Source organism: Cryobacterium gelidum (assembly GCF_004403985.1).
Classification (GTDB): domain Bacteria; phylum Actinomycetota; class Actinomycetes; order Actinomycetales; family Microbacteriaceae; genus Cryobacterium; species Cryobacterium gelidum.
On the sequence record NZ_SOHL01000008.1, the window covers coordinates 227,940 to 254,074 of the forward strand.

Below are 26,135 nucleotides of genomic sequence, written 5' to 3' on the forward strand. Positions count from 1 at the left end.
GGTGTTGGGCTGGCTTGGGGCACAGGCTGGTCCTCCCAGAGTTTTTCGGTCGTGCGTGCGTAGACTGAGGCGGTGAAGACCGCGATTGAAACAAGCACAGCGCAAACGAACACAGCGCAAGCCAAGAGCACCTCGCCCGTTATCGGCTTGGGCATGCCACGCATCCCGAGCGCCCGCAACAGGCTTAAGGATACCCCGGTGGTCGGACACAAGCGGGTGCTGCTCGCTGCGCCTCGCGGTTACTGCGCCGGAGTCGACCGTGCGGTCATCGCGGTCGAGAAGGCGCTCGAACACTACGGCGCCCCGGTGTACGTGCGCAAGCAGATCGTGCACAACATCCATGTGGTCTCCGAGCTCGAGCATTTGGGTGCCATCTTCGTCGACGAGGTCGACGAAGTTCCGCACGGCGCGCACATCGTCTTCAGCGCCCACGGCGTCTCCCCGGCCGTGGTCAATGCCGCCGCCGAGCGCGGCCTGCAAGCCATCGACGCCACCTGCCCGCTCGTCACCAAGGTGCACCGCGAAGCCGTGCGCTTCGCCCGCGACGATTTTCAGATTCTGCTGATCGGCCACGAAGGTCACGAAGAGGTCGAGGGCACCGCCGGTGAGGCCCCCGAGCACACCACCCTCGTCGGCAGCCCCGACGAAGCCGACACGGTCGTCGTGCGCGACCCCGATCGGGTGGTCTGGCTCTCGCAGACCACGCTGAGCGTCGACGAGACCATGGAAACCGTGCGCCGGTTGCGGGCGCGCTTTCCCAACCTGCAGGATCCGCCGAGCGACGACATCTGCTACGCCACCCAGAACCGTCAGGTCGCCATCAAGAAGGTGGCCCGCGACTCCGACCTGGTGATTGTGGTCGGCTCCGCTAACTCGTCCAACTCGGTGCGCCTGGTCGAGGTGGCCCTGGAATACGGCGCCAAGGCCGCGTATCGCGTCGACTTCGCGAGCGAGGTCAAACAGGAGTGGCTGGACAACGCGGCGACCGTCGGGGTGACGAGCGGGGCATCCGTTCCCGAGGAACTCGTCGACGAATTGCTTGAGGCGCTCGCCGACGCCGGATATAACGACGTGGAACAGGTCAAGACCGCCGAAGAAGACCTCATCTTCTCGCTGCCCAAGGAGCTGCGCAAGGACCTCTCCGGCGAAACGGATGCCCGCGCCTTCGGTGGACGCGTCGCAGCAGCTGAATAGTCGACCGGGTAACCGAGTCAGCTACTGACGGCTGAGAAACTCAATGAGGGTCGGGTCGCTGAGCATCGCGGCGAGGATGAACGCAAACAGTGCCACGATCGACACAGCACCGCCGATAATCGGGATATAGAACGCTCGGCGGCGTTGGAGCAGCAGACGCACCGACACCGCCGAGGCGGCCAGCCAGACGAACACCAGCGCGATAGCTCCGACCGAGGTCAGAGGCCCAAGACCGGCGGCTGGCGTGTAGGTTCCCAGGCCCTGCTGGGTATAGATCAGCTGCATCGCGTCGGGGAGTGCGCCGAGCGAAAACGCGCCATAGAGGGTGCCCAGGAGCCCGAAGGCCAGCAGCCCGATGGTCAGCGGCCGGTCCCAACCGGGCACGATGCGCCGAACCGGCTGGTGAGGCCGTTGCGGTGCCACCGGAGCAATCGACTGTTCTGCGCGCAATGGCGTGCCCGCTCCCGCCCCGACAATGGGGGCGGGAGCGGATTCAACCCGGTCTTCTTCCTGCGGAGGTCGCCACGTCCAGCCCTCGGGGGCAAGTTCGCCGTATTGGGGGCGGGGGCGGGGGTCTGCTGCTGGGGGTGGAACGGAGTCCGGGTTCTCTGACATTGCTCTAACTGTTTGAATGCCCGGCGGAGCCGAGCTGGCGGGTGGATTCGACAACGCGCGCGGCCATGGCCGACTCGGCTACCTTGCCCCACGCACGCGGGTCGTAGACCTTCTTATTACCAACTTCGCTGTCGACCTTGATCACACTGTCGTAGTTCTTGAGCATGTAATCGGCGATCGAGCGGGTGAAGGCATACTGGGTGTCGGTGTCTATGTTCATCTTGACGACGCCGTTGGCGACGGCTTCGGCGATTTCAGCATCGGTCGAGCCGGAGCCGCCGTGAAAGACCAGGTCGAGCGGCAGCGCTTCGAGTCCGAACTTGGCGGAGAGGCCGGTCTGGATCTCCTTGAGCAGTTCCGGGCGCAGCCTGACATTGCCGGGCTTGTAGACGCCGTGCACGTTGCCGAAGGTGAGGGCAGCCATATAGCGGCCCTGCTCACCGAGGCCGAGGGCCTCAACCATTCTGATCGCGTCATCGAGGGTCGTGTACAGGTTCTCGTTCACGTCAGCCTGAACGCCGTCTTCTTCACCACCGACGGCACCGATCTCGACCTCGAGAATGGCGTTGATCGCGCGGGTGCGCTTCAGAATGTCTGTGGCGATCTCAAGGTTCTTGTCGAGCGCGATGGCCGAACCGTCCCACATGTGCGACTGGAAGATGGGGTGGCCGCCGTCGGCCACCGCCGACTCCGAGGCTTCGATGAGCGGAATGACGAAGTCGCCCAGTGCGCCCTCTGGGCAGTGATCGGTGTGCAGCGCGATGGTGATCGGGTAATTGTCGGCGACCGCGTGAGCGAAGCGGGCGAAGGCGAGCGCGCCGGAGGCCCTGTTCTTCACGGTGTGCCCGGCGAAGTAGTCGGCACCGCCGGTGGTGACCTGAATGATGCCATCGGAGCCGGCTTCGGTCAGGCCCTGGAGAACGGCGTTGATACTCTGCGACGACGACACGTTGAAGGCCGGGTAGGCGAACCCGCCTGTCTTCGCTTTGTCGAGCATTGCGGCGTACTGGTCGGGGGTTGCGATGGGCATTGCTTCTCCTCGAAAAATGTGCGGGGGTGTGACCCGAGTCTAACCACGCCCGCCTCCGCGTAGTCCGCCGCGATAGGGTGACTTGGGCGGACAATCCGCGCGATCCGCCGCGCATCCGTCGTAATCGAAGTCGAACTTACGTCCGGGAGGACCTTATGAACAGCACTGAGACCGCCACCCTTTTTCAACATCCCGACCGCAACCTCGCCATGGAGCTCGTGCGTGCCACCGAGGCCGCCGCTATCCGGGCTGTTCCCTTCATCGGCCGCGGCGACAAGAACGCTGCCGACAAGGCCGCCGTCGACGCCATGCGAGTCTTCCTCGGCACCGTCAACTTTGACGGACTCATCGTGATCGGTGAGGGTGAAAAAGATGATGCCCCCATGCTTTTCAACGGCGAGCACGTCGGCAATGGCCGCGGCCCCGCCTGCGACATCGCCGTCGATCCCATCGACGGCACGAGTCTCACGGCCGCCGGCCGTCAGAACGCCATCTCCGTCATCGCTGTCTCGGACCGCGGCACTATGCTCGACGCTTCCTCGATCTTCTACATGGACAAGATAGTCACCGGTGCGGCCGGGCGCGGCGTCGTCAGCCTCGACCAGCCGATTGCCGACAACATCCGTGACCTGGCCCAGGCCATGAAGAAGCCGGTGGGGGAAATCACCATCGCTGTACTCGACCGCCCCCGCCACGCCGGCCTGATCGACGCGATTCGCAGCGCCGGTGCCGGTACCCGTCTGATGCTCGACGGCGACGTTGCCGGCGGCATCAATGCTGCCCGCTACGAGACCCGCATTGACATGTGCGTCGGCGTTGGCGGAAGCCCGGAGGGCATCACCACGGCCTGCGCGCTCAAGGCGCTTGGCGGCTACATGCAGGGACGCCTCGCCCCGAAGGACGACGCAGAACGCGCCAGAGGCGTCGCGGCCGGGCTCGACATCGACAAGCTGCTCGAGATCGACGACATGGTCAGCGGAGACAACACGTTCTTCGTGGCGACGGGTGTGACCGATGGCGGACTCGTCGACGGTGTGCGTCGCAAGGGCCCGATGATTCGCACCGAAAGCATCGTGCTGCGCTCACGTTCGGGCACGTCCCGTCGTGTCATCGCGGAGCACCTCGCCGAGAAGTGGCTGTAAGCGCCCCGATCGAACGCTGGTTCGTCACCGAAACTGCACGCCTCGAGTCTGTTCGTTCAAACCCGAGACGTGCAGTTTTTCGATTCAAACTTCTGCATCGTGCTTCGAACTACACACGTACGTCGGTGTCGGTGAAGTCGGTCAGGTCCAGTTCGACGGCATCGACTTCATCAACATCAACATCAACATCAAGTTCATCGACAGCGAGTTCACTGACAGCGAGTCCATCCGGGTCCGGCTCGGCGGTGTCCAGTTCGGCGGTGTCCAGCTCTGCCGCGTCCACACCGGATACCGGTGCCTCCAATTCGGGCGCGGTCAGTTTGCGCGGTGAATCGTGAATGATGGCCGGTTCGGTGAGCAGCCCGATCTTGGTCTGGTCAATCCCCGGAAACTGCCGGGCGGTCACGAGCACCCGGGACTCCAGCGAGTTGGCGAACTTGTTGTAGCTGTCCACCGTGCGCTCCAGCGCTTTGCGCAGCGACTCGGCATGGCCCGACAGCGCACCGAGTCGCTGGTACAAGGCGTTGCCGAGGTCGAAGAGTTTCTGCGCCTCATCGGTCACCGCCTGCTGCTGCCAGGTGAAGGCCACCGTCTTGAGTACCGCCCACAGGTTCACCGGCGACGCCAGAGCCACCCGCTTACTGAACGAGTAATCCAGAATCGATGGGTCAGCCTCGAGCGCTGCCGACAGCAGGGATTCGCTCGGAATGAACGCGATCACGAACTCCGGGCTGGCATCGAACCCTTCCCAGTAGGTCTTCTTGGCCAGGGCATCGATGTGAGCGCGCACGGCCTTGACGTGCTTGTCGATCAGTACCTTGCGACGTGCGCCTTCCTCGCCGGTGGCCGTATAGGGAATGGTGCTCGCCTCGATGTAGTGCTCGAGCGGAACCTTGGCGTCGATCGCGATTGACTTGTTGCCGGGCAGGCGCACGACCATGTCCGGGCGGCCGAGCCCGGCATCCGTGCTGATGTTGGTCTGCGTAGTGAAATCCACATACTGGGCGAGGCCGGCGGCTTCGACAACGCGCCGCAGCTGGGTTTCACCCCAGACGCCGCGGGTGCTGTTGGAACGCAGCGCGCTCGCGAGTGATTCGGTTGTCACCCGTAGCTGCTGGTCAGAAATTTGGGCCTGCTTGAGCTGCTCCGAGAGCGAACCGTACTGTGCGCTGCGCTGGGTTTCCAGCTCGGTGACCTTCTCCTGCATGGTGCGCAAGGTCTCACGCACGGGGCTGAGGGCCTCCAGCACGAGGTGTTCGCGCTTCTCCCGCTCGGACTGCAACTGCTGGTCAGAGCGTTGCCGTTCGACGGTCTCGCGCGCCCGCGCACGGTCATGGTCGATCTGCGCGGTGAGACCGTCGACCGTCGCGAGCGCGGCCGATAACTCACTCTGCAGGGCGGCGCGAACGGCTGCCTCGCCGGCCCGGGCCTCGGCGAGGGCCACCTGATGGCGTGCCTCAAGAACGGCGGGGTCGTCCACGACCGGGTCGTCGCCGGCAGCGCCCGAGCGGCGACGTTGCACCAGTACCAGAGTCAGCAGGGCGCCCAGGGCAGCGCCGATGACGAGACCGACAATCAAACTCAGTAGTGGATCCATGCTTGAAGTCTGCCAGCGCCCACCGACATCGCCGAAATGACACTCGGATCAAGCGAATTGCTGACGCAGCCTGACTAGCTGAGCGCCATCGGACCGTGCGTCTGTGCGTGTTCCCTGGTGGCTACCGGCCCGATGACGCCGACCTTGACCCGGGTCACGTGGGCGAGCTGCTCAAGCGTGTCCACCTCGTGGCGTTTGGCCGCGTGAATGATGATGGCCGCGCACGCCTCGGCGTCGGCGAGAGCGTTATGGTGCGAAAAGTCCTCAAAACCGGCCGCCATGGCCGCAACCGGCAGCCGATACGACTCCAGATGATAGGTGCGGCGGGCCACCTGCAGGCTGCAGACATAGCGAATGTCGGGCACCGGCTGACCGGTCACGAGCGACGCCGTCTTGATCACGCCGAGGTCGAACCCGGCATTGTGGGCCACAAGGTCGTCGCCGTCGACGAAGGCGACCAGGCGCTCCAGTTGCTCGCTCCAGGTGGCTGCACCCACGACATTCGCCGCCGTAATGCCGTGAATGCGGGTGTTCCACTCGGAGAAAGCGTCGTGACCGGGCGGCGGCTGAATGAGCCAGTAGGCCGAATCGACGACTATGCCGTCACGCACTTTGACCATCCCGACCGAGCACGCCGAGGCGCTCGAGGAGTTGGCGGTTTCGAAATCGATCGCGGTGAAATTCAGCACCCCCTATGTTCTCACGGGCCACCGACAGAGCCCGCGTCTCGAGCTGCCGGTAGAATGATCTCTCGTGGCTCTTACTATTGCAATCGTCGGACTGCCCAATGTTGGCAAGTCCACCCTCTTCAACGCCCTGACCAAGAACAACGTGCTCGCAGCGAACTACCCGTTCGCGACGATCGAGCCCAACGTTGGAATCGTGAACCTTCCCGACTCGCGCCTGGCCGACCTGGCAACCATTTACGGCAGCAAGGCCCTGCTGCCGGCACCGGTGTCGTTCGTCGACATCGCCGGCATCGTGCGTGGCGCGAGCGAGGGGGAGGGGCTCGGCAACAAGTTCCTCGCCAACATTCGCGAAGCGGATGCCATCGCCCAGGTCATCCGCGGCTTCGACGACCCCGACGTCGTCCACGTCGACGGCAAGGTCAACCCGGCTGGCGACATGGAAACCATCAACACCGAGCTGATTCTCGCCGACCTGCAGACCCTCGAGAAGGCCGTGCTGCGCTTCGAAAAAGAGGTCAAGGGCCGCAAGCTGCCCGCCATCGTGCTGGAGACCGCGCTCAAGGCGCAGGCCATTCTCGACGGCGGCCAGCCGCTGTCCTCGGCCACGCTCGACATCGAGCCGATCCGCGAACTCGGCCTGCTTACCGCCAAGCCCTTCATCTATGTCTTCAACGTCGATGAGGCCGTGTTGCAGGACCAGGCCAGGCTCGACACCCTCGCCGCGCTCGTCGCTCCGGCGAACGCCGTGTTCCTCGACGCGAAGCTTGAGTCCGAGCTGAGCGAACTCAACGCCGAAGACGCCGCCGAGATGCTCGCCTCGACCGGTCAGGCCGAGAGTGGACTCGACCAGCTCGCGCGCATCGGCTTCGACACCCTCGGCCTGCAGACCTATCTCACGGCCGGCCCCAAAGAGTGCCGCGCCTGGACCATTCACAAGGGTTGGACCGCGCCGCAGGCCGCTGGAGTCATCCACACCGACTTCCAGAAGGGTTTCATCAAGGCGGAGATCTTCTCCTTCGAGGACCTCATGGCAGCCGGTTCGATTGCCGAGGCCCGTTCCAAAGGCAAGGCGCGCATCGAGGGCAAGGAATACGTCATGCAAGACGGCGACGTGGTGGAGTTCCGCTTTCAAGCAACCTCTGGCCAGAAGTAAGGAACGAACCTTAGCCGACTACTTCGATGCCGTAGTCGACGGCAAAGTCCCTGGCCCCGTCGACCTGTGGGTTCTCTACGAGCAGGCTGGCGCGATCTTGCTCACCGCCGCCGCCGACCTTGGCGAGTTTAAGGCGGAGTCCGTGCATCTCAAAGCGTCAGACGACAGCGTGACGATCAACCGGAAGACGCCTTCCGAAGCGCGGGCGGTCCTCGACGATCTAAGCCTCAGCTATAAGTATTCGTTCTATTGATTGTCGGTCCGGTCGGACGCCAGAACTCGTTCTACTGTGTACCTATGGGCAGGCCAGCGCCGCATCATGGTCACGATCACGAATCCGTCGCACGTGTCTACCGAGGGGCTGAAGAGCGTCATGGTGAAGTTCTTTCAGAGCACGCCGAGCGCCGTGCTGGTCATCGCCGGTGGGCGCAGAGCGCTGGTACAAGCAAAAGTTCGTCGTTCGGGTCGCTGCGTGGTTGGGTGTTCTCATTTCCGCGCCCATCATCGCGTGGTTGATCGCGTTATTCGGATCGAACTCGAAAAGGCCAGTCACCAACGGTGAGGGCTTGTCGTTTCCGGCCCTCGCCGACCCGGTCAGCGTGTTCGGTTACGGTAAATCGAATCGATTAATTGCAAATTCTTGCTCGGTCGGCGTAGCACTTGTCGCAGAAACCGCCAGCCCCACGAGTTGGTGCGTGCGAACGACGGGCAGGCACGACGCCGGCTGCACGACAGGCAGCGTCCTTTCCGCTACGCTCAGTTCAATTCACCGTTCTCGGGGGGCTATAGCACAGCCTCGAGTACTGGATCAGTGCCTTAGCAACCGGCGGGCGTGCCAGCAGCTGCACGGCGTTCGAATCGGGGGCATCGCGGGTGCTGGCAGCGAGTTGCTCACCCTGCTCGCCGATCGACTGAGCGTAATACGCCCAGTTGACGACGGTGACGAATGTATTCGAAGTCCACTGGCGAGCGACGAGCTTGGCGACAGCCTGCGTACCGGCATTTGTCCATTCGGATCCGCGCCCGGGCTCCTCTGGTCGCTCGTCCGGTACTATCACGTTGAAAATCCCTTGGCACGCGGCATCGACTACCAGTTCCGCGGTAACCTCTTCGAAATCCTCCCGGAACTTCGAAGAGCCCGAGTACACGCTGGGTGTTAGGGTCGCCTCCACCACGCCATCGGCGCCAGCTTGCAGCTGCGGGCTATAACTCGCGTAGCGAGCGTCAACGACATCCGCAGCCAACCGCAGCGTCGCGATGTCATTGTCCGCGAGCATCGTTTCAGTCGACGTGAGCAGACGATTACGCAGCTTCAAATCGTCCGGAGATAACTGCTCGTCGGCAATTCCCTTCAAGGAGTTTCGGGCTTCCACCACGTCATCGATCTTTGGCACCGCTGCATCAATCACCTGATTCGCCCGTCCCAGGGCCAACTTCGCTACCTGAGTGGTACCGCTACAAGCGGTGCACACGGTCAGAACTAGCGCACAAACTAGGGTTACTCTTACGCGGCCGACACCGTCACCATGCATTGCGTCCTCCAGCTCGTTGCGGACAACATACTCGCCGCCCCCGTGGGCGACAAGGCAGTTCGAGCGGCCGTCCAGAGCCCTCCGATCCGATCAGCAATGTTCGCCGCATTTCGAGCGCGGCGTCTGTGGAGGGGGCGAGCAGCAAACATGAGCAGGGTCCGGCTGGCTGATCCCCGTTCTTAGGCTCTCTTCCGAGGTCGCTCCTAAGTTGAGTAGTCCTTGGCATCGGGCCACTTTTCTTCCCAGCCTCGGTTCTGAGGATGGCTCGACAGTCGCTGTCGGATGTCGATGAGGACTTCGTTGACGTCAGGTAGGAGCGCCATTTACTTTCGGACGAAGGTGCGGTCCGTCACATTGGTGCGAAGCACGTGGGCCGGTTTCTGGCCCATTTCGTTTTGAAAATGGGATTGCGAGTCAGTTCGAGAGAGCGTTTGTCCCGAACACCTGGAATGCGCTGTAGAGCTGTTCTAGCGCGTCCGCGGCATCCGGTGTGGTCTTAAGCTCGATGCCGATGCCGATGCCGATGCCGATGCCGATGCCGATGCCGATGCCGATGCCGATGTAGTCGTTGGCGTACCCGCGCGTGAACCATGCTTTCTCTTCAAAGCCGCGTCCCTCCCAGCGGGAGCCGAGACTTCGGGCACGGCTGATCGTAAACTCGCCGTCAAACTCAGCGGCTTCCAGGGGCATCATCACCGCTAGGTTTCGGTGACGACGACGCGACGGCCTGGCTGCTGCTGAGTCTGCTCAGCATGGGCCAAGCGACCGAGGCAGCAAATTTATGGTCCTCGTCTTCAAATCCGCAATTTTTCCTATGCAAAGATGTGAGTGGTGCAGGACGCCGATAGGTCGGTACTGGAACTCTGGGGGACGCTATGACTGACACGACCAGTGAGCTTGGACCTTCTCGACTTCAGAAGGCCGTCGAAGCGATTGCTATCTCGCCGAAGGATGCCGCGAAGCTAGTAGACGGGTATCGCCGGTCCTTCCGGAAGAAGTTCGAGCGAGAGCCCGAGACCCCTGCAGACAAGCGTCGGATCGCCTCGAAGGTGATCGATCGTTACTCGAAATTCGCGGCTGCGACGGGGGCGGCGGCCGCATTGCCCGGCGTAATTCCCGGAGTTGGAACTGCGGTCGCAGTTATCGGGGGCGGTGCAGCTGACATTGCCGCCAGTCTCAAGATCCAGATCGATATGTGTATGTGCTTGGTGGACGTCTTCACGGAGGAAATGAGTAGTGAGGACAAGAAGCACCTCGCTTTCGTCCTCGCGCTAGCGGGTTCCCTCGAGGGGCTTGCAACGAATACCGGCAAGGTGGCCGTCGAGAAGGTGGCCCAGAAGCTCGTGTTCCAGTACATCAGGGGCCCAGCTCTCGTGACGATCAAGGAGCTGTTCAAGAAAGTCGGCGTGACCTTCCTACAGAAAACCGCCGCAAAGGCCATACCCGCTGGGGTTGGAGTCGTGTTCAGCGGTTCGACCAACTATGTACTGACGACGGTCGTCGGAAAAATTGCTGTCACCGTCCTCGCCAAAGACGTGTGAGTCAAGGATGAGGACGGTGGATGCTGAACGAACCGCTTGACCAACGCACAGTTTTAGAAATGGCTGAGGCAGGCAGCCCGGGACGCAGGTACCGAGCAGGCTGACCGTGGCGGCGCTCAGTGATCGTTTACGGATAATTCCGCGGTGTTTGAGCGCTGATTCAACGTGTGCTGGAGCTGCGCAAGTTGTTCTCCCAGAGCTCGGATCTCACCGCGTGTCGCCGCTTGCTCATCCTCTTCCTGTTGTGAAACGCGCTCGACGATCCACGAGGCGAGGGTCGCTGTCACGACGCCGAGAAGTGCCACACCACCGAGCATAAGCGCGCCGGCTATCAGGCGTCCTTGTGTTGTCACAGGAGCAAAATCGCCGTATCCGACCGTTGTCACGGTGACGAATGCCCACCAGAGAGCGTCACCAAAATTTGTGATGGTCGGATCTGGGGCGGCCCGTTCGGTATCGAGAACAGCGAGTGCGGCGACGAATACCAGCAGGGCCGCTGCGCCGGCGACGTAGATGACGACGCGGCCTCGGAAGGCGGCACCGGCGGTGCGTTGGAGCACAGCCAGCAGGGTGACCAGGCGAAGTAGTCGAAGTGGCCGGAAGAGGGGGAGAGCAACGATCAGAAGGTCGAAGACGTGCGTGTAGAACCACTTCCACCGTCTGGGTGCAAGAGTGAGGTTAGCCAGGTAGTCCAGGGCAAACATCACCCAAGTGGCGGTGATTACGGTTTCGGCAACGCGGTCAGCAGGGCCACGGAGGTCGCCGATGACTGCCCATGTGTAGGCGACGAGAAATATCACTGCGGCGGCCGTCAGCGGCCATTCAGAAAGGCGCTGCCAGCGAGATTGGGTCATCCCTTGATGATGTCAGCGCGCGTACCCATCGACGACCAGTCTCGTGGAGAGCCAGCGCTTGTCAGGCTCTGGGCCGGTCGGAAACGCATCAACCTGGCCGCCTACGTTGTTGGGCCTTCGAACGAGAGTGACGTTCGTCAGTCACGTTCTCGGTCACGGGTGTACATGCCCAAACGGTCGGCGACCTCACCACGAAGCGTGCTGAGTTCGAGAATAGATGCGATGCAGCGAGGGCTGTAGTTGTGCCGATCAGCACTTCTCAGCGGCACTCTGGCGGGACCGACTGGACCCAGGCACTACACCGAAGACAATCGTGCCCGACACCGGAGGCGCACCCGTTGAGAGCTCACGAAGTTCAGGCGATGGGAGACTTCTTGATATCGCGGAGCGCGAGTCCAAGTCGGTCGGCGACCTTGACCTTGGGCGTTCCGAGTTCGAGCATGGATGTGATCACTGCCGCAGTGGCCGTGCGGGCAGCCGTGCTCTGCTTTGCTGCACGTTCCTGAATAGTAAAACCAAGTGCAGGGATCGGTAGGGCAGGCATCGAGGCTCCGGGCGAGTTGCGGCGTGAGGGGCGTCTCGACGGGCGCGGCGGGGGTACTCGAATCAGCGGAGTGACGTGGACTGACCATGCGATTCTTCCCTCAGATGGCGCAAGTTCAGAGTCAGACTAGCCCGCAGACAGGGCTCCAGTCGAGCCCGTCTCGCGACGCAGCACAGCGTCTTTCGAGCCGGGCGGAAGCGTTCCTAGTTCGGGACAGTCAGCCATTGCTCGAACTCAAGGTCCAGGAAGACAGTGTGCCTGGCGTCGGTGTCGGTGGCCCGCGATACCGTGGTGAGATGACACGCAATGTGCGCCCGTCCACCCGTTTCATCCTCGTCGGCTCGTGGGAAGAATGTGCGGCCTGGGCCAGCCGTGCCCGACTGGATCTCAAGGAATGGGCCCACCTCGAGCCAGTCGGTGTCGGCCCTGCCTTGCGGGTGTTCGAACTGGGCGACGAGGGCGACCAGTTGGCTGAGCGTTTAGCAGCGGAGCGGAGGGGACGGGCCATGGCCGTCCTCGAGGTCCACGAAGACGACACTGATCTCGCTCACCGGGTCCAAGTTCCGGGTGGCCTTGGTTTTGATGCTCAGGTCGACTGGTTTCTCGCCGATATGCTCGGTTGTGACGCCGCCGATAGTCGGGTGACTCGATCCGAGGGCGAGACGACGGACGGGCTCCGCTTCTGGAGTGGCATGATTGGCCGGCATATGTACACGATCACGGAGACTCACACCGCTGGCCACTAGATGGCGAAGACCACGCGCTGGCATTTGCTGCCATGAAAAATTGCTGTCCTCGGTCGGTCTGAGATGAGATGGAATTCTCCTCTGCCAAGTCCCCACAGATTTTCGGAAGGATTCAGTCATGCCGCGTGTTGTCCGCCGCCCGGTACCCCTGTTCATGGACGTCGACGGTTCGCTCCTCGCCTGTCCGACAGACACGGGCGAAGCCGATCCTCGGCTTCGAACCGGCCGGCTTGACTTGGATTTCCCCGATGACCTGTCGTACCCAACCAGAATCTGGTTCGACCCTGAGGTGGTGGCGGGCCTCAACAAGCTCGTCAATGAGGGGCTTGTCCAACTAATTTGGGCGAGCACATGGGATCACGCGGCGAATCGGCTGCTTGTGCCGGCCGTCGGTCTGCTCGAGGCGCCGTACGACGTTGCCGAGATCGGGACTCGGTACGGGGGCCAGATGGCTGCAGGTATCTGGGTGAAGGCCCTGGCCGTAGGCCGGTGGCTTCTAGAGAACGGACTCCAAAATGCTCCCATCGTCATGGTTGACGACTTGCTGACCAGCCACGCGAGCGGGTTCCTGAGCCCACAGCGGCGGAGCATAGAGGTCGTGGGCGGGGGTCAGAACTTATTTATCGAGACGCAACCGGAGCAAGGGCTGCATATCGCACAGGTGGCGGAGATCCGTTCTTTCACTGAGCGAATCGCGCAGGGAACCTTCTCCTAGCATGCGCTGGATTCCCGGTGGCGGCCCGTCAGCCCACCAGGCCCTCCACTTGAGCCAGGGGCGTGCTCGCCTCGGCAGCGCGGCACCGTCGAACCGTTCAGCATCCCGACAAGAGTCTCGCCACGCCAGGCAACAAATGTTGGTTGCTGACTACGCGGGCGTCGGTAGAGATATAGCAGCTGGGGAGGGAAGTCTTCCGAATCCGCCAGCATCCGACACAGAGCTGGTCGGTCAGACTCCCTCATGAATTTCACACGCGTTGCGTCCACTCTCCAAGTGGACCACACCTATACCCTGCCCGCACAACACCTTCAGGAACGCCGCCATACTGCGCTGCGACGGCAGACGGCAGTTGTAATTTTCTCTCTTGAACCACGGCGGTGACCAAGAGCACCAGATCGCAAGAAGGGCACCGCAAGTACGGGCTCGTCGCCGGCATGGTCGAAGACGGTATCCATCTGTGCCCGCTTATGGTCGGACTACTGTGGATCGTCGTCGTCGCCCTTCTTCTGCCGCAGCAGTTGAAGTGCGTACTGTCGGCGGCTCTCCGGCGTGACCTCCACAGAACGATCTCGCAGCGGCGGAGCTGATGCAGTCAAAATGTCCTGGTCCAGTGCGGAGTAAAGAAATTCTAATCCGACGAGATTGTCCAAAGCCTCGAAGTCGAGGCCACTGAGCGACCACGGCGCATCGGGAACTCCCACGGTTCTACTCGATGTCACGAGCCGGGCCACGACGTCTAGGGGGAGCCAGTCACCCGACAAGAAGACCGCCGCGATCCAGATGCGGGCGCCGTCTACGTCTATGCGATACCAATCCCAAATCAGATCCCAAATTCCCGGGTTAATTTCAAGAGGGGATGTAGCACGCTGTGATTCGAAAAGCTCTTCCACGTGTGCAATGAAGCTCACGTCGGCCTTTGAAAAAGCGGACTTTTGCTCAGCCGTGAGTCGGTAGTGGGCCTTTGCATCGCCGGCGTGGTGGAGCCAGTCCGACAGGATTGGGAGCCCGCCGAATTTTCCCGCAACCCTCTCCACTGCCACCAAGACGTCCGACGGAGGCAAACCGAGGAACACACGCGCACCGAGGCCGCGCAGGCGCCGGTGATCGTTGAAGGTGTCGGTGCTTTTCGGCACGACAGGATCCTGGACGGCAAGCCAACTCAAGAGTGCGAGGCTGCCGGAGGGATTGGCTTCGTTCGCGGTCTCGAGCTTGGGAATGATTAGCCCAGCCTTGGCGGGGAATTCGGAGAGGATCAAGTCGAGCTCGTGACCGAGTGTTCCATTCGAGATTTGTGCGTACGCCGCGAAGACAACTCCGTCCGAGAGGTCGTCGTTTGGGACGCCGAAATGAAAGTAGCGGTCGAAGTAGTCGGGATTTCCGATCCGCGGTGCAGTCGCATCGCGTGTGCCGGACGTTCGGTTGGTCTCGTTCCATTCTTGATTGAATTTTGGAAAGAGGTCTGAGAGTACGTCGGCCACATCAGCATGATGCTCGACGGCAATATGCGCGGCACTCAGCCGACGAACCCACGGTTCCTTCGAGACTTTCGAGTGCATCCCCCTCAGAATGGCGCCCACGGACGCCTCGCGACTGCCGATAAGTGAGTCTCGTTCTGCCCGAAGCATGGCGTAAAGCAGCGGTTCCGCCGTTCGAATCCAGGTGAGAATCAAATAGTCTTCAAGATCGAAGTCTCTCGCGTCCTTGGGCAGGAATGCTTCCGCCTGCGACACAAAGCGACCGATCGACCTCGGCGTATCGAGGCGACGCCGTAATACCGAGTAGTACGCCGAGCTGAATCTCTGCAATGGGTGGGAAACGGTGTCGAGACCAATACGGGCGGCCAACTTGTCGATTGCAGCATTTAGCCATGCCTCGATTTGCCGGTCGCGGAGAGGCGGGAGATCGAGTCTGATCTGCACCATTTTCTCCAAGTACTCGACCGCTCGCCTCTGGTCGTTTTCCCCTACAAGGCCCGTACGCGTCAGCGCGTCGAGAAGAGTGTCCTCGTCATAAGAGATGAGGTAGTGGACATTGTGCAGTCGGCCCGTCAGTCGAAGCAGTTTGAAGACAAGAAGAAGTTCGTCAGGGGACAACCGATCTAGGTCGTCCAGGACCATCAGTACCGGCCTGTTCGCCTTTCTGAGAGCGTCGTCGGTCGAGCGTTGGATTGCTGAAAGAGACTGGTCGCCGCCGATCATTTTGGATATTGCAGACAGCGCTTGGCTTGGGTCAAGCCCAAGACCGGCAAAGACACTCGCCAACGGGGCCGTTGCCTGACCGATGCTGGATATCTTGCCGCGAACGCTGTCCCACGACTTCTCGGGTGGTAAGGCTGCGGTCAGTTCACGAAAGAAACCTACTTGAAGAGAAGGTAGATCCGAGTAATACCAAGGATTGAAATCGACGATAATCCAGGGCGCCCGCTCTCCAGATTTGTGAGAGTCGAGCCGAGAACGGATCATGTTTAGCATGCTCGACTTGCCCGATCCCCAAGCGCCAATGAGCGCCACGACCGAAGACTTGCCGCTGACACTCAGATTATTGAGCAGCCGGGCACCGTCATCCGCGTAGTCTGCGCGTCCTAGGCGATCGGGAGAGTCCTCAGTATCGAGGATCGGGTCGTCCCCGAGCCAAGTTGGATTTTCGGGAAGGACATCCATAGGTCACAGCATGGCAGATGCGTAGCCACTGTTTACCATCTGGGGTATTCATCCGCCCTGCAGCCATGGCGCCTCGTGAAAAGGGTTCGGATGGCCGGGGACGGATGGCGTGACGGGTCATGACCAAGCGCGTCACAGACGACGCACGGTTCTCGCCTGCTGCACCCTAACGATGTGTCCCAAGAATGAGATGCCGGTAGCGACACCAACTGCGCATGTCCAAAAACCACCGCCGGTCTTCATATGGCTTATTGGGGCGCGGGCACTGCTGCACCATGGACGACTCGGAGCGCTTGATGGTTACGACCGGGAACGCCCCCTAGCGGCGTGGGCGGCCAAACAGCGCCTGGCGTATCGCCGCCGGCGCCTGCCGCGAGAGCGGTTCATTGCCTGATTGTCCGCGAAAGGTTCCATCCGTTGCTGGAGCCCGCAATGCTTCGGCTCGAGTTGTCGGACTTGTGGACTGTCAGGAAGCGAGACCCCGCATGGTTAAGTTGTCCATGGCCTGGTCTTGAGCGAGGAAAATACCAGCGATGTTCTCCGCCAAATTGCTTTGTTGGGCGCTGGTGAGCGCATCCCAACGTGGCCGCCGCCCGCCAGTAGCAGCCGCCTGCTGATCCGCCAGGCACCGAGCTGTCTCGTCGACAAGGCTCACACGAAACACGGGCCAGCCATCGCGCCAGTTTGCTTCACTCATTCTTTCCTGCACCTCTCAAATTTCTATCTGCGCTTTTCATATAAATCTCATGGACACCTGTCAACTGCCGGCGCGAAAGGCTCACCGCCAATCGGAGGCCTCGGTAAGCCGCACACGTCATTGGCATCGTGTCCGTTACGGTGAAAGTCAACCGGTCTGGCTGCCGTCATCGTGTTAGCGAAGCGGCGGACATCTTACGAGCGAAGCTCGCAGAGGTTTCCGGCGAGGTGTTATCCCTAGGCTGAGGGTCCGCGCCGTTCGAATGAGTCCGCGGTGAGCCGTATTCGAACCCGCTGGGCACACCTCAGGGAAAAGAGCGGCCATGCTTTTCATGTTCGTCGCTATGGAACTGGCGTGCCATTGCGAAGTAAGAACTCTATCTCCAGTGTTTTCGGGTCGAGGATCGCCTGGCTGACTCTGTCATTTCCATTCATGTCAAGGACGACTGAACGCACGCGCAGAGGAGTTGGCGTTGGGAACTCCTCGATTTGGTCTCTGTGCACGTGGTAGTGACCACCGAAGGTGATTTGGGGCCGAGTCTGAACAACCGCCCGGCGGAACATCTCGTTGCTTTGCCTCGCGTATTCCATGATTTCTGGGGGCACTCGTGGGTCAGGATCCCGGACGTACAGGATTGGCGATTCGTGGCCGACGAGAACATCGACGGGCTTCGTGCCGAGTGCGGTGAGGTCGTCTTCGCTGATTTGCTCGGTCGGCCACCAACCGACATTTTCGCTTCGGAGGTCGCGGTCTGTGCTGTTCGCGCCGCCGAGCGCGGCAAGAACGTGGCTTTTCCCTACTTGACTTCGAAACCCGCGAGGCAAGTGAGCGACATTCCAACTCACCCATCGGTAGCCGTTCTCGTCTATCGGATAGCCAAGAATTCGAGGATGGTAATCGTGGTTGCCATCGACGAAATAAAGTGTCTGCCGGTTCCGCGTGAGGGCCCGCGACAAGTCTCGCAAAGACACTTGCCAATTCTCGCCGGGCCAAATTACCCCGAAGTCCCCAAGCTGAATCACGGCTCTGATTCCACGATCTGCAAAGATTCGTAAGACCTGAAGCGCGTGTATCAAGTCACCATGGATGTCGCCCATGACGCCGATGAGATCAGCGTCCTCAAGCGAGACACGATCCTCAACACCGGTAGGGGAGGACGATGAACGGAGGTTCTTCGGGAAAGGCATGGGATGGAAACCGCCCGGAGGCACCTCCAGGGTGAAGCCTCTTTTGCTCATGATGCCGAGTTCATAGGTTAGTAATGTCCATTCGAATTAACGCTTGAAGACAAGCTCGAAAATCTAGCTGCTATTTGGCTCGTTGAGCTGCTCCATGAGTTGCCCGAACGGAACATCGATTGCGCGCGCAATTGCGAACCACGTCGCAAGTGTTCCGATACGGTTGCCCACTTCAAGGTTGATGACCCCCGTGCGGCTGAGCCCTGAACGTTCAGCGAGGGCTTCATAGGTGAGTCCTAATTCAGCCCGCCGTCTTCCAAGAGCATTGCGCAGAGCATCGAAATTTGGTTCAAATTCCACCTTGGCATGAAGATTGGGTACGGGCGTAAGGCTCTTCTTGGGGATCGACACTACTCAATTGGAGAGTCAACAAGTGTTAACCACAGTACACAACTGTTGACTATCGTGGAAATACCAGCCCAGGCAGGTGCAATTGCTCTCAGTCATCGTTGCTCGCTCGGTCGCCCTCATCGTCAGTCCTTGAGCGCTCGAGCTGCTAAGCAGTGCCTATCCAAAACAAGGATCCGCTCTACAAGAACAGACCATTGCCGGAACCTCACATGGACGCTCGATGAGCCAGTCTAAACACTCTTGGGAACTGGCTCAATCGGCCGAATGCGTCAACAGAAACGGTTGCGTCCCCGCGAGTGGTGTTGCTGGTCCCGCGGGGGCCCGCCACGATTAGTCAACGATCATTGCTCCACCTCCGTGGCCCTGCGCGCGCTTCCCGTGCAGGTCACCCGTCTATACGCTTTGGTCAGGCGGTGTCGGCGCAGAACCGCCCATGTTCCGCGGCGCTGGCCGCGTTGACCCTGCGGTCAGCGCCGTTGCCGTGACCCACGAGGAGGTAGTGCGGCCAGCACTCAGCTGGCCGCATGACCTCCTCGGTTCAGTGGATGGTGATGTTGCCGCCCTTGAGGGCCACCGGCGTCGAACCCGTGGTGAAGACCACGGTTCCGGAGGGGTTCTTGATCACGATCTTGATCGTGTCGCCCTTCTTTCCACCTGAGGACCCGTTGTCCACGACTGACACCTGGAAGGTGTAGCCGGCGGTGCCGTTCCACTTCCCGCTGCCGGTCCACGTCGCCGTGTTTCCTGATACGACCAGGCTGGTCGCGGTGTTGCCGTGGAACTTAGCTTTGTCGGCTTTGGCGTGCAACTGGAACTGTCCCTTGAAGCCGGTGGCTTCGGGGATCACGTTGAACCCGAATGACGTACGGCCCGTCGAGATGGATGTCCAACCGCCACCGGTCACCTTGGCCCCGGCGGCCTGGACGGTGAACAGCGTGTCGGCAGCAGTCGCAGATCCGAGGTAGTAGTTGTCGCCGGTGAATTCGGCCTTGACCGCGTACACGCCTGAGGCGAGCGGCACGGTGATGCTGGCCACTCCATTGGCGTTGGTCGTCGCGGAGAACGTCTGCGTCACCATGTTCGAGTCGGTCACGGTAAAGACGACCGTCTTGTTCGACAGGTCACCGAGAGTCGAGTCAAGCTCACCCAGAGTGGCGGACAACGTCGTGCTGGCCATCGGGGCAACCATCGTCTCGCCGCTGTAGGTCAAGGTGGAGTCCTCCTTCGCCACCGTCACGGAGTCGGTGTCGGATGAGGCTGCGAATCCTGCGTCGCCTGCGAACGAGGTTGTCACCTGGTAGGCCCCGGGGGACTGCGACATGGTAATCGAACCGCTGGCCGTTCCGGCGGCGCCGGTTGAGCCCGTGGTCGACTGCGTCCCCAGGGTGAACGTCAGGTCCTTGCCGCTCACGGGGGCATCGGGATCGGCCATTGTGTCGGTCAAGACGCCGGACAGTCCGATTGAGTCGGAGTACTGGACTGTCGTGGACCCGGTGTAGGCGGTGGTGGTTGTCGCTGGCCCGGAGACCACGCAGTCCGGGTCGGTACCGTCAACCAGGCCATCTCCGTCGTTGTCAACCGCGTCGTTGCAGATCTCCGGCTTCGTGGTCGAGATCCCGCTGGCGCTGAGCAGGACCCAGCTGTCGAGGGAAGAGTCGCTTCCGTCCGCGATGGCCAGCTTCATTGTGTTGGTCTCGCCGTTGTTGACGGCAGACTCGCATACCAGCCCAACGGTGAGCCCGTCGGCCTGCGTGTCGATCGTCGGCGTTCCATCGCTCAGATCGTTGTTTCGGTACAGCTGGGGGCGCACTGAGTTGGTGCCCAGCGGGTTGCCGCCATTGATCGTGTTGATCGACACCGGGACGTTATCTACCGTCGCGCAGTTCTGGCCGTTGACGAAAAAAGCGAAGGTGTCGTTGAACAAACTGTTCGAGTATTCGTTGAACTCCTCGGAGGCGAAGACGTAACTCACGTATACCGTCGCCGCATTGGGGACGAAGTCGAAGCTCAGCACCGAGGCGTCGTTCGTCTGGAATCCGGACAGCGTCGTGAGGTCAGTGTCTCCCGGTCCCCCGAAGGCGGTGGTGGTGCTGTCTGCGTTGTTCGGGCCAACGATGGATGCTACCTCGCCCGATGACAGGATGACACCCGAGTTGAAGCCGAAGACGGTGGGATCGGTCTCGGCGAAGGTTCCCGCCGCCCGCTCGTCTCCGGTGTAGGTGACGTTGCTGACGGACACGCCCTCACCGGCCAGCGCCTGTGCCAGTTCGAGCGGGGCCAGTGGACCGGTGAGGTCCGCAGTGGTGGTAGCGGCGTTGGCTGGTCCCGTTCCCAGGACCAACATCGATGCCGCCAGCGCAATCGTTAGCGTGCCTGAAACTAGCCTTGATTTCATAGTCGTACTCCCTCGTTTCGATTGTTGCTGTGGGCGTTCGCGAGGCAGTGCCCCTTCGCCCGTGGCCGGGGTCGTCTCTCCCCAGGCTTTTCCGTGAGCTAGTTTCGGCTCCCTTATGGGGGGTGGCATTCAGCACAGTAGGCCTGTCCCCCAAACATGGCTAGAGGGCGTGTCTTCAATGTGAGAGGTGGTTTGCCCGGATGCTGTGGTTATGACGCGAGTCAGTGTGCTTAGCGATGAGATGTGCGCCCGGATTGAGCCACTGCTTCCTTCTGTGAAGGGCCTTACGGGTCGGCCGATGCATGAGCATCGACCGCTGGCGGAGGGGGCGGCTACCCCTCATTATCAACGTTGAATAAGTGGCCTTGACCGCGGAGAATGGATACTGTCACCGAGCTTGGTTCAAGGGCCTGAACCCACAGCTCGATGATGCTTCACCGGCCGAGGCGTTCTCGGATGGGCGGTCCAAAGATGTGATGGCGGCGGCTCGCGCTTAGGTCGACGCACGCCAACGACTCGTTTCTAGCCGGAAGCCCGGTGGCCGTTCTGTGTACTCGGGCGGGAGTCGAGTAGGGCATGGCTCGTGCTGGGATTGTTCTCCCTGACGTATACGCCGCGTTTCTTGGCGGGCTGAAACGAAGGGCCCGGGACGCTCAAGGACATGCGCAACTCGCCGTGCTGGTCGGCGATGCTGAGATGACGGTTCGACACCTCACCTACGACCTCCACCGAGATATTTCGGCAGAGCTCCTCGAGGAGGCCATCGGCCTACATCAAGAGGATGCTCCACGAATTGCCTTCCAGATTCATGCACCCCTGGCCGCACTGAGACTGAAGCCTTTCAACTTCGCTTCACGCGACGATATTGAGCGATATCTCGCCGGAACGCGAACTGACACCGACAGGTCGCGCGCTTTCCATTTGATCACCAAATCTTCAGACAACGCGCTTCTCACACTGGACGAACTGATGACGTCACTCTCCCTCTGAGCGTTCCCCTTGTGGTGGGGCCTGTAGCTGACGGCGAGTTTGCTTTTGACGCGGAGCAGGTGGTCGGGGACAAGTACAACTCTCTGCATCTTGGGGCAGTTGAGCTATTTGCCGGGTGGCTCCGGACGATTCTTCAGGGCCCTCAACTGATGTATCAGTACGAATTGAAACGCCATCAATATCACTGCACAGATCCCCAGCCCTCCAAAGACAGAGTAAAAGAGAGCTGCGTCATATCGCCCTGTGACAATGCGGCTCGCAAGAAGGCGAAGCGTCTGCTAAAAAATCACGCAGAACGAGTCTTCGGCGCCGTTCAGACCATAAAAATGGCGAGAGCCAAATTATGCGGGTTGCACGGGCCGTAGCGAAGCTAGCGATCGGCGGCGTGCTGGCAGTGTTTGGCGGGACCGCGGCGATGGCGGCGGAGCTGGCCAAGTCTGTGCCGAGCGCGACACAATCCATTGAAGTAGTGCCCGGCGAGGCTGTGACCATAACAGTTGGGTTGGTCGAGGACCAGTCCGCGACCAACGATAACCTCGATGCCGCGGTCGCCGAGGTGACAACTGACGTCACTACGGCCGCTCTCAGGTGCGGTGAAAACGTCACTTACGGCGACGACAGCTACTTCACGCTGACCTCGAAACCAAGTTTGTCGAGGCAGCAAACGAGCCCGTTACCATGACCGGCGTTGTCCTAGAAGAAGATGCGTGGATAGAAGTGTCCATCCTTCAGGAGCCTTAAGGAAGTGGCATCGATGCTGTCGCCCCGATACAGGCGGAGTTTGAGCACGGATCTCTTTCTCTTGATCGGAATCCGACGGGTGCCCCACTGTAAACGTCTCTTGTTAGAGGGCAAAATCGAGGGTCTTGCAGCCGTGAATGAGTGCTTTTATCGCGACGAGCATGCGCGCGCGAGGCACAAAACCGATTTGTCGTCGGTTTCCGATCTGCGGCGACCTCGAATTACCGAGCGTCTGCAGAGCTTTTGGGGTGCAACGAAACCCTCAACTTTTCTGAGCTTTGCTCAGTTGCCGTTGATCGGGCGGTGAGAGTTGACGAAAAAGCATCGTTTTAGGCCGCAAACAGGCCCAGATTACCCGATTACCAGCACATTACCAAGGCTGGGTAACGCCTAAAGCCCTGATCAGCGCGGCTTTTCACGGGTACATTACCAGATTACCCAGATGCGGGGTGTATATATATAGGTAAGAGAGACATAGACATTGATAACGATGTCTCCCTAGCCTCCTGTGTATGTATCTATGTCTGGTAATCTGGTAATCTTCTATATATATGGGCTTGGATGCCAGTGTTTTACTGGCATCGAAACATTACCCGGCTTGGGTAATGTTGGGTAACCTGGGTAATCTGGGTAATGTTCCCGAAAACGCGTTGAAACACCTGTTTGTCTCCGTGAAACCTAGAACCGGTCGTCCGTGAAGCGGCGATCGTTTGTAGTCCGATGATGCAAGTAAGTGTTGGCGGCTCGGTGTACCAATAATGAGCTAGTCGGCGGAGGCCAACAAAGGTAGCTCAGAGCGCTGTACGCCTCTCTTACGAGTTGTGAAGTCTATGCCACCGTGAGCGAGAGAAATGCCTTTAAGGCCGTTAGAAGCCATTCTGTAGCCGCTGAGAGGGGTCAGACGCTCCGTTCGGCCACCTGCCTGGGCTTAAGCGGGCAGTCCTGCCGTGCTCAGCGCACCTGCGCACTTGCACCACCGGGTTTTTAGAGACGGCGGATCTGTCTCTTCAGGGCGCGTGCCTCGAACTTTGTCCCGTAATTCCACAGTTGTTCGCGGCATAGTCGACTGTCTGTGCCGGTGTACTTGGATGACCGCGGCCTGGGTGTGATGTGGAACCTGAGAAGGCTAAGTCATGTGCTTGTCGATGAATCAGCCCGAGCGTGCCGGTAGCCGGGTATTGGACTCACGAGGTTTCCGTCCGGAGCCGGAGGCACTCGTTACGGGGCCGGCAAGTCACGACTGGGCGGGGAACTCGGGTCCGTTTCCGGGCGTGATTGCATTTCGTTTTACCTGCCTTCCTGTGTCGCGGAAGAGGCACCCTTGCAAGCATTCAGTTTCGGGCTGGCCTTCGCCTGGGAGGAACGCATAGACCCTGAACGGTGAATCCGAGATCCGTCAACAGGTCAGAGGCCGAGCCTGACTACAGCATTGTTGTCGAGGGGATTGACCTCCCGTGAGTAGATCTCAACAGTGTCTGGGCTGCGGTGACCGGTTTGCCGCATGATCTCGTGGTGAGTAGCGCCAGCCCGGAACGCCTCGGTAACGAAGCCGGCTCGAAGCGAGTGGGCCCCGTAATCCGCAGGGTTCAAGTCGATATGTGCCACCCGTCTCTTGACGACGTCATTGACGACATTGCCGGTGATGTGACGCGCTTTGATCGCCCCATTCTTCATCACAGGGCGGAGGAATGGCTGTCGTCCATCGAGTAAGGGTACGTTCTCTCGGCAAGCATGCTCCGTCATCGAGGCACTTCGAACTGCGTTTTCAAGGTCGGAGCTACTCTTTGCTCCCGCGGACAGGGCAATCAGCCATCGAATGTATGCGCACGGTGCACAAGTGAGCGGGCTGCCTCCGAAAGGAATAGCCTTCAGAAAACCATTCCCTTTTTGATCGGTCTTGGAGCGTCGAACGCGGATGTGTAGTCCATTCTCTGGGTGAATGCTGATGTCCTGGAGTTCGAGCGCTGCAAGCTCTGACCGGCGGAATGCTCCGCCGAATCCGATAGTCAGGATCGCCGCATCTCGATGGCCGATCACCCCGTGGGGCCATGACGTGCGATCAATTCCAACCAGAGTCTTACGCAGCCCGTCCAAGAGCAGAGGCGCCTTGCGCGCGATCGGTCGGGCCCTCTCACGACAGATGCCCTCGATCGTGTTCGCGACGTCCCTGTGTTCTCCCGGTTTCGACAGTCCCGCCAAAGAATGCATCTTGTTGATCGAGGAGAGCCAATGTCTGATTGTGGAAGGCGCATAGAACCACGCTCCATTGCTGTCCAGAAGGTCAGCAGCGTATGTCAGATATGCCGCGACGATGAGAGGACTCGCTGGAAGCGGATCAAAACCCTGCACCGCGCACCACCCGGTGAAGGTGTCCCATTGCCCGCGAACCGCCCGCCGAGTGTTGGGTGCCAGCGACTCTCGCTGAAAGTGGTTGATGCGCTCCAAGCTCGCTGTGGGAATCAGCGGCACCGCACCTTCCAAGACCAAGGAATTGCGGTCCCGATGGCGAGTGACGACTCCCGGGGCGCTCGGGCGCGGCGCCAGTGGTTGCCGGCGGGCTTCTTTCAGAATGGGGTGCCTCCAGATAGTAGTGATTCCCTGCAGAATCATCGGTAATAATTTCGGGGTCGGTGTGAGATTGGGTTGACAAAACCAGGGTTCGAGCCCTCGGTAGTCGTGCAGAACGCCGCTGACCGGGGCCCGGTGTCGGTCCCCACCCCGTAGACATGCGGCACATTTTCGTTTCCGCGGGCGATAAGTCCATCCCGCGGGCGACACGGCGCTACCTCACTCGAGGTCTCGAAACGGGACCCGTTGGCCGTCAAATCCCCCTAGCTGGCGGGGCTCTGTGTGACTGCACCTGCCATGGGGAGCAGTAGGGCAGCCAAACTTGAGGCCTGAGTGGTCGTCAGCTGCGGCGCCTCAGAGACCAGGAAGTCCATGTAGGCGTCGAGGTCGAGGTGCAGTGGGGCAGAGAAATGTGTGGTGTCCATGGGGTTTCTATGCGCAACATCCGAAACCGGCTGGAGATGAGGCGATCTCACTGATTTGGAGTTGTCGATAGGAGTGACGGATCGGTCACCAGCGACAGTCCCGAAGCTTGCTACTAGCTACCCCAATTGCCGACCTCGACAAGTGGCGAATGACCGCGACGACGGGGTCTAATCCAGATCTCGAGACCGCCTGGCTCGAACGTCTACGTTAGGACTCGTCCGTTGCCAGGCTGCATCATGACAACCAGGGGAGGCGATTTCTTCCTGGTTCGGCACACACGATCACTTGGCACGCTCACCGAGCTCGAGAACATCAAGCCGTTGGATTCCCCCAGGAGGACGCACGCGGCTGGATTGATCAGCCGCGTGCTGGCTATGGCTTGTGGTGCTTCACCTGGGCAACCGGTCAGTAGGTCGGAGCCTTCGCTTGGCCCAAGCGATGTCCGATCAGGGGAGGATCACCTTCGACGTCGTAGCGGTTGGTTCCGCCGCCGACGGTGGACCGCCAGGATGCTCAGCGAGCGAGCTCATGGGGGACATGGTCTACGGCGCGGGCGTCATCTCCGTCCTGCCATGTGTCCCCCCGAGCAGCGTCTTAGGTGTTCTTCCCACGGTGGTTGTGTGCGTGGCGAGTTGTAAAAAGGTGAGGACCTCCTGTATCGATTGGGTTACCACACTCACTCGATGCCACGGAGGCCCTCATCTCTCACGTTAC

General features: G+C 60.7%; 24 protein-coding genes. 9 read left to right on the forward strand and 15 right to left on the reverse strand.

Annotation, left to right across the window (positions count from 1 at the left end):
* Positions 1–153 precede the first annotated feature (153 nt).
* On the forward strand, positions 154–1,194 hold the full coding sequence (locus tag E3T50_RS05240) for a 4-hydroxy-3-methylbut-2-enyl diphosphate reductase (RefSeq protein WP_134550933.1): 1,041 nt from the start codon (positions 154–156) through the stop codon (positions 1,192–1,194).
* 21 nt (positions 1,195–1,215) lie between these two features.
* Here E3T50_RS05240 and E3T50_RS05245 read toward each other — a convergent pair whose 3' ends face one another.
* Positions 1,216–1,809, reverse strand: a complete 594-nt coding sequence (locus E3T50_RS05245) for a DUF6264 family protein (RefSeq protein WP_134550890.1) — start codon at positions 1,807–1,809, stop codon at positions 1,216–1,218.
* 4 nt (positions 1,810–1,813) lie between these two features.
* Positions 1,814–2,839, reverse strand: coding sequence for a class II fructose-bisphosphate aldolase (gene fbaA / locus E3T50_RS05250; RefSeq protein WP_134550891.1), 1,026 nt, complete (start codon positions 2,837–2,839; stop codon positions 1,814–1,816).
* Positions 2,840–2,994: 155 nt separating this feature from the next.
* Between fbaA and glpX the strand changes: the two genes are divergently transcribed.
* The gene (gene glpX / locus E3T50_RS05255; RefSeq protein ID WP_134550892.1) at positions 2,995–3,981 is read left to right on the forward strand and encodes a class II fructose-bisphosphatase; all 987 of its coding nucleotides are present in this window, start codon (positions 2,995–2,997) and stop codon (positions 3,979–3,981) included.
* A 109-nt stretch (positions 3,982–4,090) separates the two neighbouring features.
* On the opposite strand, the gene E3T50_RS05260 is transcribed toward glpX, so the two are convergent.
* Both E3T50_RS05260 and E3T50_RS05265 read right to left on the reverse strand, forming a co-directional pair.
* Positions 4,091–5,578 (reverse strand): DNA recombination protein RmuC, encoded by a 1,488-nt coding sequence (locus tag E3T50_RS05260; protein WP_134550893.1) that lies wholly within the window; start codon positions 5,576–5,578, stop codon positions 4,091–4,093.
* Between the two features lie 74 nt (positions 5,579–5,652).
* Entirely contained in the window at positions 5,653–6,267 is a 615-nt protein-coding gene (locus E3T50_RS05265; RefSeq protein WP_134550894.1) for an exonuclease domain-containing protein, read from the reverse strand.
* Between the two features lie 64 nt (positions 6,268–6,331).
* Here E3T50_RS05265 and ychF point away from each other — a divergent pair, with 64 nt between their 5' ends.
* Positions 6,332–7,420 (forward strand): redox-regulated ATPase YchF, encoded by a 1,089-nt coding sequence (ychF, locus tag E3T50_RS05270; protein ID WP_134550895.1) that lies wholly within the window; start codon positions 6,332–6,334, stop codon positions 7,418–7,420.
* A gap of 10 nt (positions 7,421–7,430) precedes the next feature.
* On the opposite strand, the gene E3T50_RS16150 is transcribed toward ychF, so the two are convergent.
* A complete protein-coding gene (locus E3T50_RS16150) occupies positions 7,431–7,568 on the reverse strand; it encodes a hypothetical protein (protein ID WP_166784204.1) in 138 nt (45 codons plus the stop codon).
* 171 nt (positions 7,569–7,739) lie between these two features.
* Here E3T50_RS16150 and E3T50_RS05275 point away from each other — a divergent pair, with 171 nt between their 5' ends.
* Positions 7,740–7,982, forward strand: a complete 243-nt coding sequence (locus tag E3T50_RS05275) for a hypothetical protein (protein WP_134550896.1) — start codon at positions 7,740–7,742, stop codon at positions 7,980–7,982.
* A gap of 199 nt (positions 7,983–8,181) precedes the next feature.
* On the opposite strand, the gene E3T50_RS05280 is transcribed toward E3T50_RS05275, so the two are convergent.
* Together E3T50_RS05280 and E3T50_RS05285 are read right to left on the reverse strand one after the other, a co-directional pair.
* Positions 8,182–8,829 carry a hypothetical protein gene (locus tag E3T50_RS05280; protein WP_134550897.1) on the reverse strand — a complete coding sequence of 216 codons (648 nt, stop codon included), beginning with the start codon at positions 8,827–8,829 and terminating at the stop codon, positions 8,182–8,184.
* Positions 8,830–9,366: 537 nt separating this feature from the next.
* Positions 9,367–9,648 (reverse strand): hypothetical protein, encoded by a 282-nt coding sequence (locus tag E3T50_RS05285; RefSeq protein WP_206751312.1) that lies wholly within the window; start codon positions 9,646–9,648, stop codon positions 9,367–9,369.
* A 179-nt stretch (positions 9,649–9,827) separates the two neighbouring features.
* Between E3T50_RS05285 and E3T50_RS05290 the strand changes: the two genes are divergently transcribed.
* Positions 9,828–10,493, forward strand: a complete 666-nt coding sequence (locus E3T50_RS05290) for a hypothetical protein (protein ID WP_134550899.1) — start codon at positions 9,828–9,830, stop codon at positions 10,491–10,493.
* A gap of 116 nt (positions 10,494–10,609) precedes the next feature.
* On the opposite strand, the gene E3T50_RS05295 is transcribed toward E3T50_RS05290, so the two are convergent.
* Together E3T50_RS05295 and E3T50_RS05300 are read right to left on the reverse strand one after the other, a co-directional pair.
* On the reverse strand, positions 10,610–11,347 hold the full coding sequence (locus tag E3T50_RS05295) for a potassium channel family protein (RefSeq protein ID WP_134550900.1): 738 nt from the start codon (positions 11,345–11,347) through the stop codon (positions 10,610–10,612).
* A gap of 355 nt (positions 11,348–11,702) precedes the next feature.
* Positions 11,703–11,891 (reverse strand): hypothetical protein, encoded by a 189-nt coding sequence (locus E3T50_RS05300; RefSeq protein WP_134550901.1) that lies wholly within the window; start codon positions 11,889–11,891, stop codon positions 11,703–11,705.
* Positions 11,892–12,187: 296 nt separating this feature from the next.
* Between E3T50_RS05300 and E3T50_RS05305 the strand changes: the two genes are divergently transcribed.
* Both E3T50_RS05305 and E3T50_RS05310 read left to right on the forward strand, forming a co-directional pair.
* Entirely contained in the window at positions 12,188–12,637 is a 450-nt protein-coding gene (locus E3T50_RS05305; protein ID WP_134550902.1) for a hypothetical protein, read from the forward strand.
* 118 nt (positions 12,638–12,755) lie between these two features.
* Positions 12,756–13,352 carry an HAD domain-containing protein gene (locus tag E3T50_RS05310; protein ID WP_134550903.1) on the forward strand — a complete coding sequence of 199 codons (597 nt, stop codon included), beginning with the start codon at positions 12,756–12,758 and terminating at the stop codon, positions 13,350–13,352.
* A 479-nt stretch (positions 13,353–13,831) separates the two neighbouring features.
* On the opposite strand, the gene E3T50_RS05315 is transcribed toward E3T50_RS05310, so the two are convergent.
* From E3T50_RS05315 to E3T50_RS05330, 4 genes are all read right to left on the reverse strand, one after another.
* Positions 13,832–16,015, reverse strand: a complete 2,184-nt coding sequence (locus tag E3T50_RS05315) for a KAP family P-loop NTPase fold protein (RefSeq protein WP_134550904.1) — start codon at positions 16,013–16,015, stop codon at positions 13,832–13,834.
* A gap of 1,038 nt (positions 16,016–17,053) precedes the next feature.
* Entirely contained in the window at positions 17,054–17,950 is an 897-nt protein-coding gene (locus tag E3T50_RS05320) for a metallophosphoesterase family protein (RefSeq protein WP_134550905.1), read from the reverse strand.
* A gap of 63 nt (positions 17,951–18,013) precedes the next feature.
* On the reverse strand, positions 18,014–18,301 hold the full coding sequence (locus tag E3T50_RS05325) for a helix-turn-helix transcriptional regulator (RefSeq protein ID WP_198417012.1): 288 nt from the start codon (positions 18,299–18,301) through the stop codon (positions 18,014–18,016).
* 538 nt (positions 18,302–18,839) lie between these two features.
* Complete coding sequence (locus E3T50_RS05330) at positions 18,840–20,696, reverse strand: choice-of-anchor L domain-containing protein (protein WP_134550906.1); 1,857 nt, start codon at positions 20,694–20,696, stop codon at positions 18,840–18,842.
* A 576-nt stretch (positions 20,697–21,272) separates the two neighbouring features.
* Here E3T50_RS05330 and E3T50_RS05335 point away from each other — a divergent pair.
* Both E3T50_RS05335 and E3T50_RS05340 read left to right on the forward strand, forming a co-directional pair.
* Positions 21,273–21,686: a hypothetical protein gene (locus tag E3T50_RS05335; RefSeq protein ID WP_134550907.1), complete on the forward strand. Its 414-nt coding sequence runs from the start codon at positions 21,273–21,275 to the stop codon at positions 21,684–21,686.
* Between the two features lie 343 nt (positions 21,687–22,029).
* The gene (locus E3T50_RS05340; protein ID WP_134550908.1) at positions 22,030–22,368 is read left to right on the forward strand and encodes a hypothetical protein; all 339 of its coding nucleotides are present in this window, start codon (positions 22,030–22,032) and stop codon (positions 22,366–22,368) included.
* A gap of 1,463 nt (positions 22,369–23,831) precedes the next feature.
* Here the strand turns inward: E3T50_RS05340 and E3T50_RS05345 are convergent.
* The gene (locus E3T50_RS05345; protein WP_166784205.1) at positions 23,832–24,896 is read right to left on the reverse strand and encodes a site-specific integrase; all 1,065 of its coding nucleotides are present in this window, start codon (positions 24,894–24,896) and stop codon (positions 23,832–23,834) included.
* Between the two features lie 362 nt (positions 24,897–25,258).
* On the reverse strand, positions 25,259–25,420 hold the full coding sequence (locus E3T50_RS16155; RefSeq protein WP_166784206.1) for a hypothetical protein: 162 nt from the start codon (positions 25,418–25,420) through the stop codon (positions 25,259–25,261).
* Positions 25,421–26,135: the final 715 nt, after the last annotated feature.

Bases quoted from the DNA above. Each gene is read 5' to 3' on its own strand.
- E3T50_RS05240 (WP_134550933.1), top strand. From the start codon at position 154: ATGCCACGCATCCCGAGCGCCCGCAACAGGCTTAAGGATACCCCGGTG.
- E3T50_RS05245 (WP_134550890.1), bottom strand. From the start codon at position 1,809: ATGTCAGAGAACCCGGACTCCGTTCCACCCCCAGCAGCAGACCCCCGC.
- fbaA (WP_134550891.1), bottom strand. From the start codon at position 2,839: ATGCCCATCGCAACCCCCGACCAGTACGCCGCAATGCTCGACAAAGCG.
- glpX (WP_134550892.1), top strand. From the start codon at position 2,995: ATGAACAGCACTGAGACCGCCACCCTTTTTCAACATCCCGACCGCAAC.
- E3T50_RS05260 (WP_134550893.1), bottom strand. From the start codon at position 5,578: ATGGATCCACTACTGAGTTTGATTGTCGGTCTCGTCATCGGCGCTGCC.
- E3T50_RS16150 (WP_166784204.1), bottom strand. From the start codon at position 7,568: ATGCACGGACTCCGCCTTAAACTCGCCAAGGTCGGCGGCGGCGGTGAG.
- E3T50_RS05275 (WP_134550896.1), top strand. From the start codon at position 7,740: ATGGTCACGATCACGAATCCGTCGCACGTGTCTACCGAGGGGCTGAAG.
- E3T50_RS05290 (WP_134550899.1), top strand. From the start codon at position 9,828: ATGACTGACACGACCAGTGAGCTTGGACCTTCTCGACTTCAGAAGGCC.
- E3T50_RS05295 (WP_134550900.1), bottom strand. From the start codon at position 11,347: ATGACCCAATCTCGCTGGCAGCGCCTTTCTGAATGGCCGCTGACGGCC.
- E3T50_RS05300 (WP_134550901.1), bottom strand. From the start codon at position 11,891: ATGCCTGCCCTACCGATCCCTGCACTTGGTTTTACTATTCAGGAACGT.
- E3T50_RS05305 (WP_134550902.1), top strand. From the start codon at position 12,188: ATGACACGCAATGTGCGCCCGTCCACCCGTTTCATCCTCGTCGGCTCG.
- E3T50_RS05310 (WP_134550903.1), top strand. From the start codon at position 12,756: ATGCCGCGTGTTGTCCGCCGCCCGGTACCCCTGTTCATGGACGTCGAC.
- E3T50_RS05315 (WP_134550904.1), bottom strand. From the start codon at position 16,015: ATGGATGTCCTTCCCGAAAATCCAACTTGGCTCGGGGACGACCCGATC.
- E3T50_RS05320 (WP_134550905.1), bottom strand. From the start codon at position 17,950: ATGAGCAAAAGAGGCTTCACCCTGGAGGTGCCTCCGGGCGGTTTCCAT.
- E3T50_RS05330 (WP_134550906.1), bottom strand. From the start codon at position 20,696: ATGAAATCAAGGCTAGTTTCAGGCACGCTAACGATTGCGCTGGCGGCA.
- E3T50_RS05335 (WP_134550907.1), top strand. From the start codon at position 21,273: ATGGCTCGTGCTGGGATTGTTCTCCCTGACGTATACGCCGCGTTTCTT.
- E3T50_RS05340 (WP_134550908.1), top strand. From the start codon at position 22,030: ATGCGGGTTGCACGGGCCGTAGCGAAGCTAGCGATCGGCGGCGTGCTG.
- E3T50_RS16155 (WP_166784206.1), bottom strand. From the start codon at position 25,420: ATGGACACCACACATTTCTCTGCCCCACTGCACCTCGACCTCGACGCC.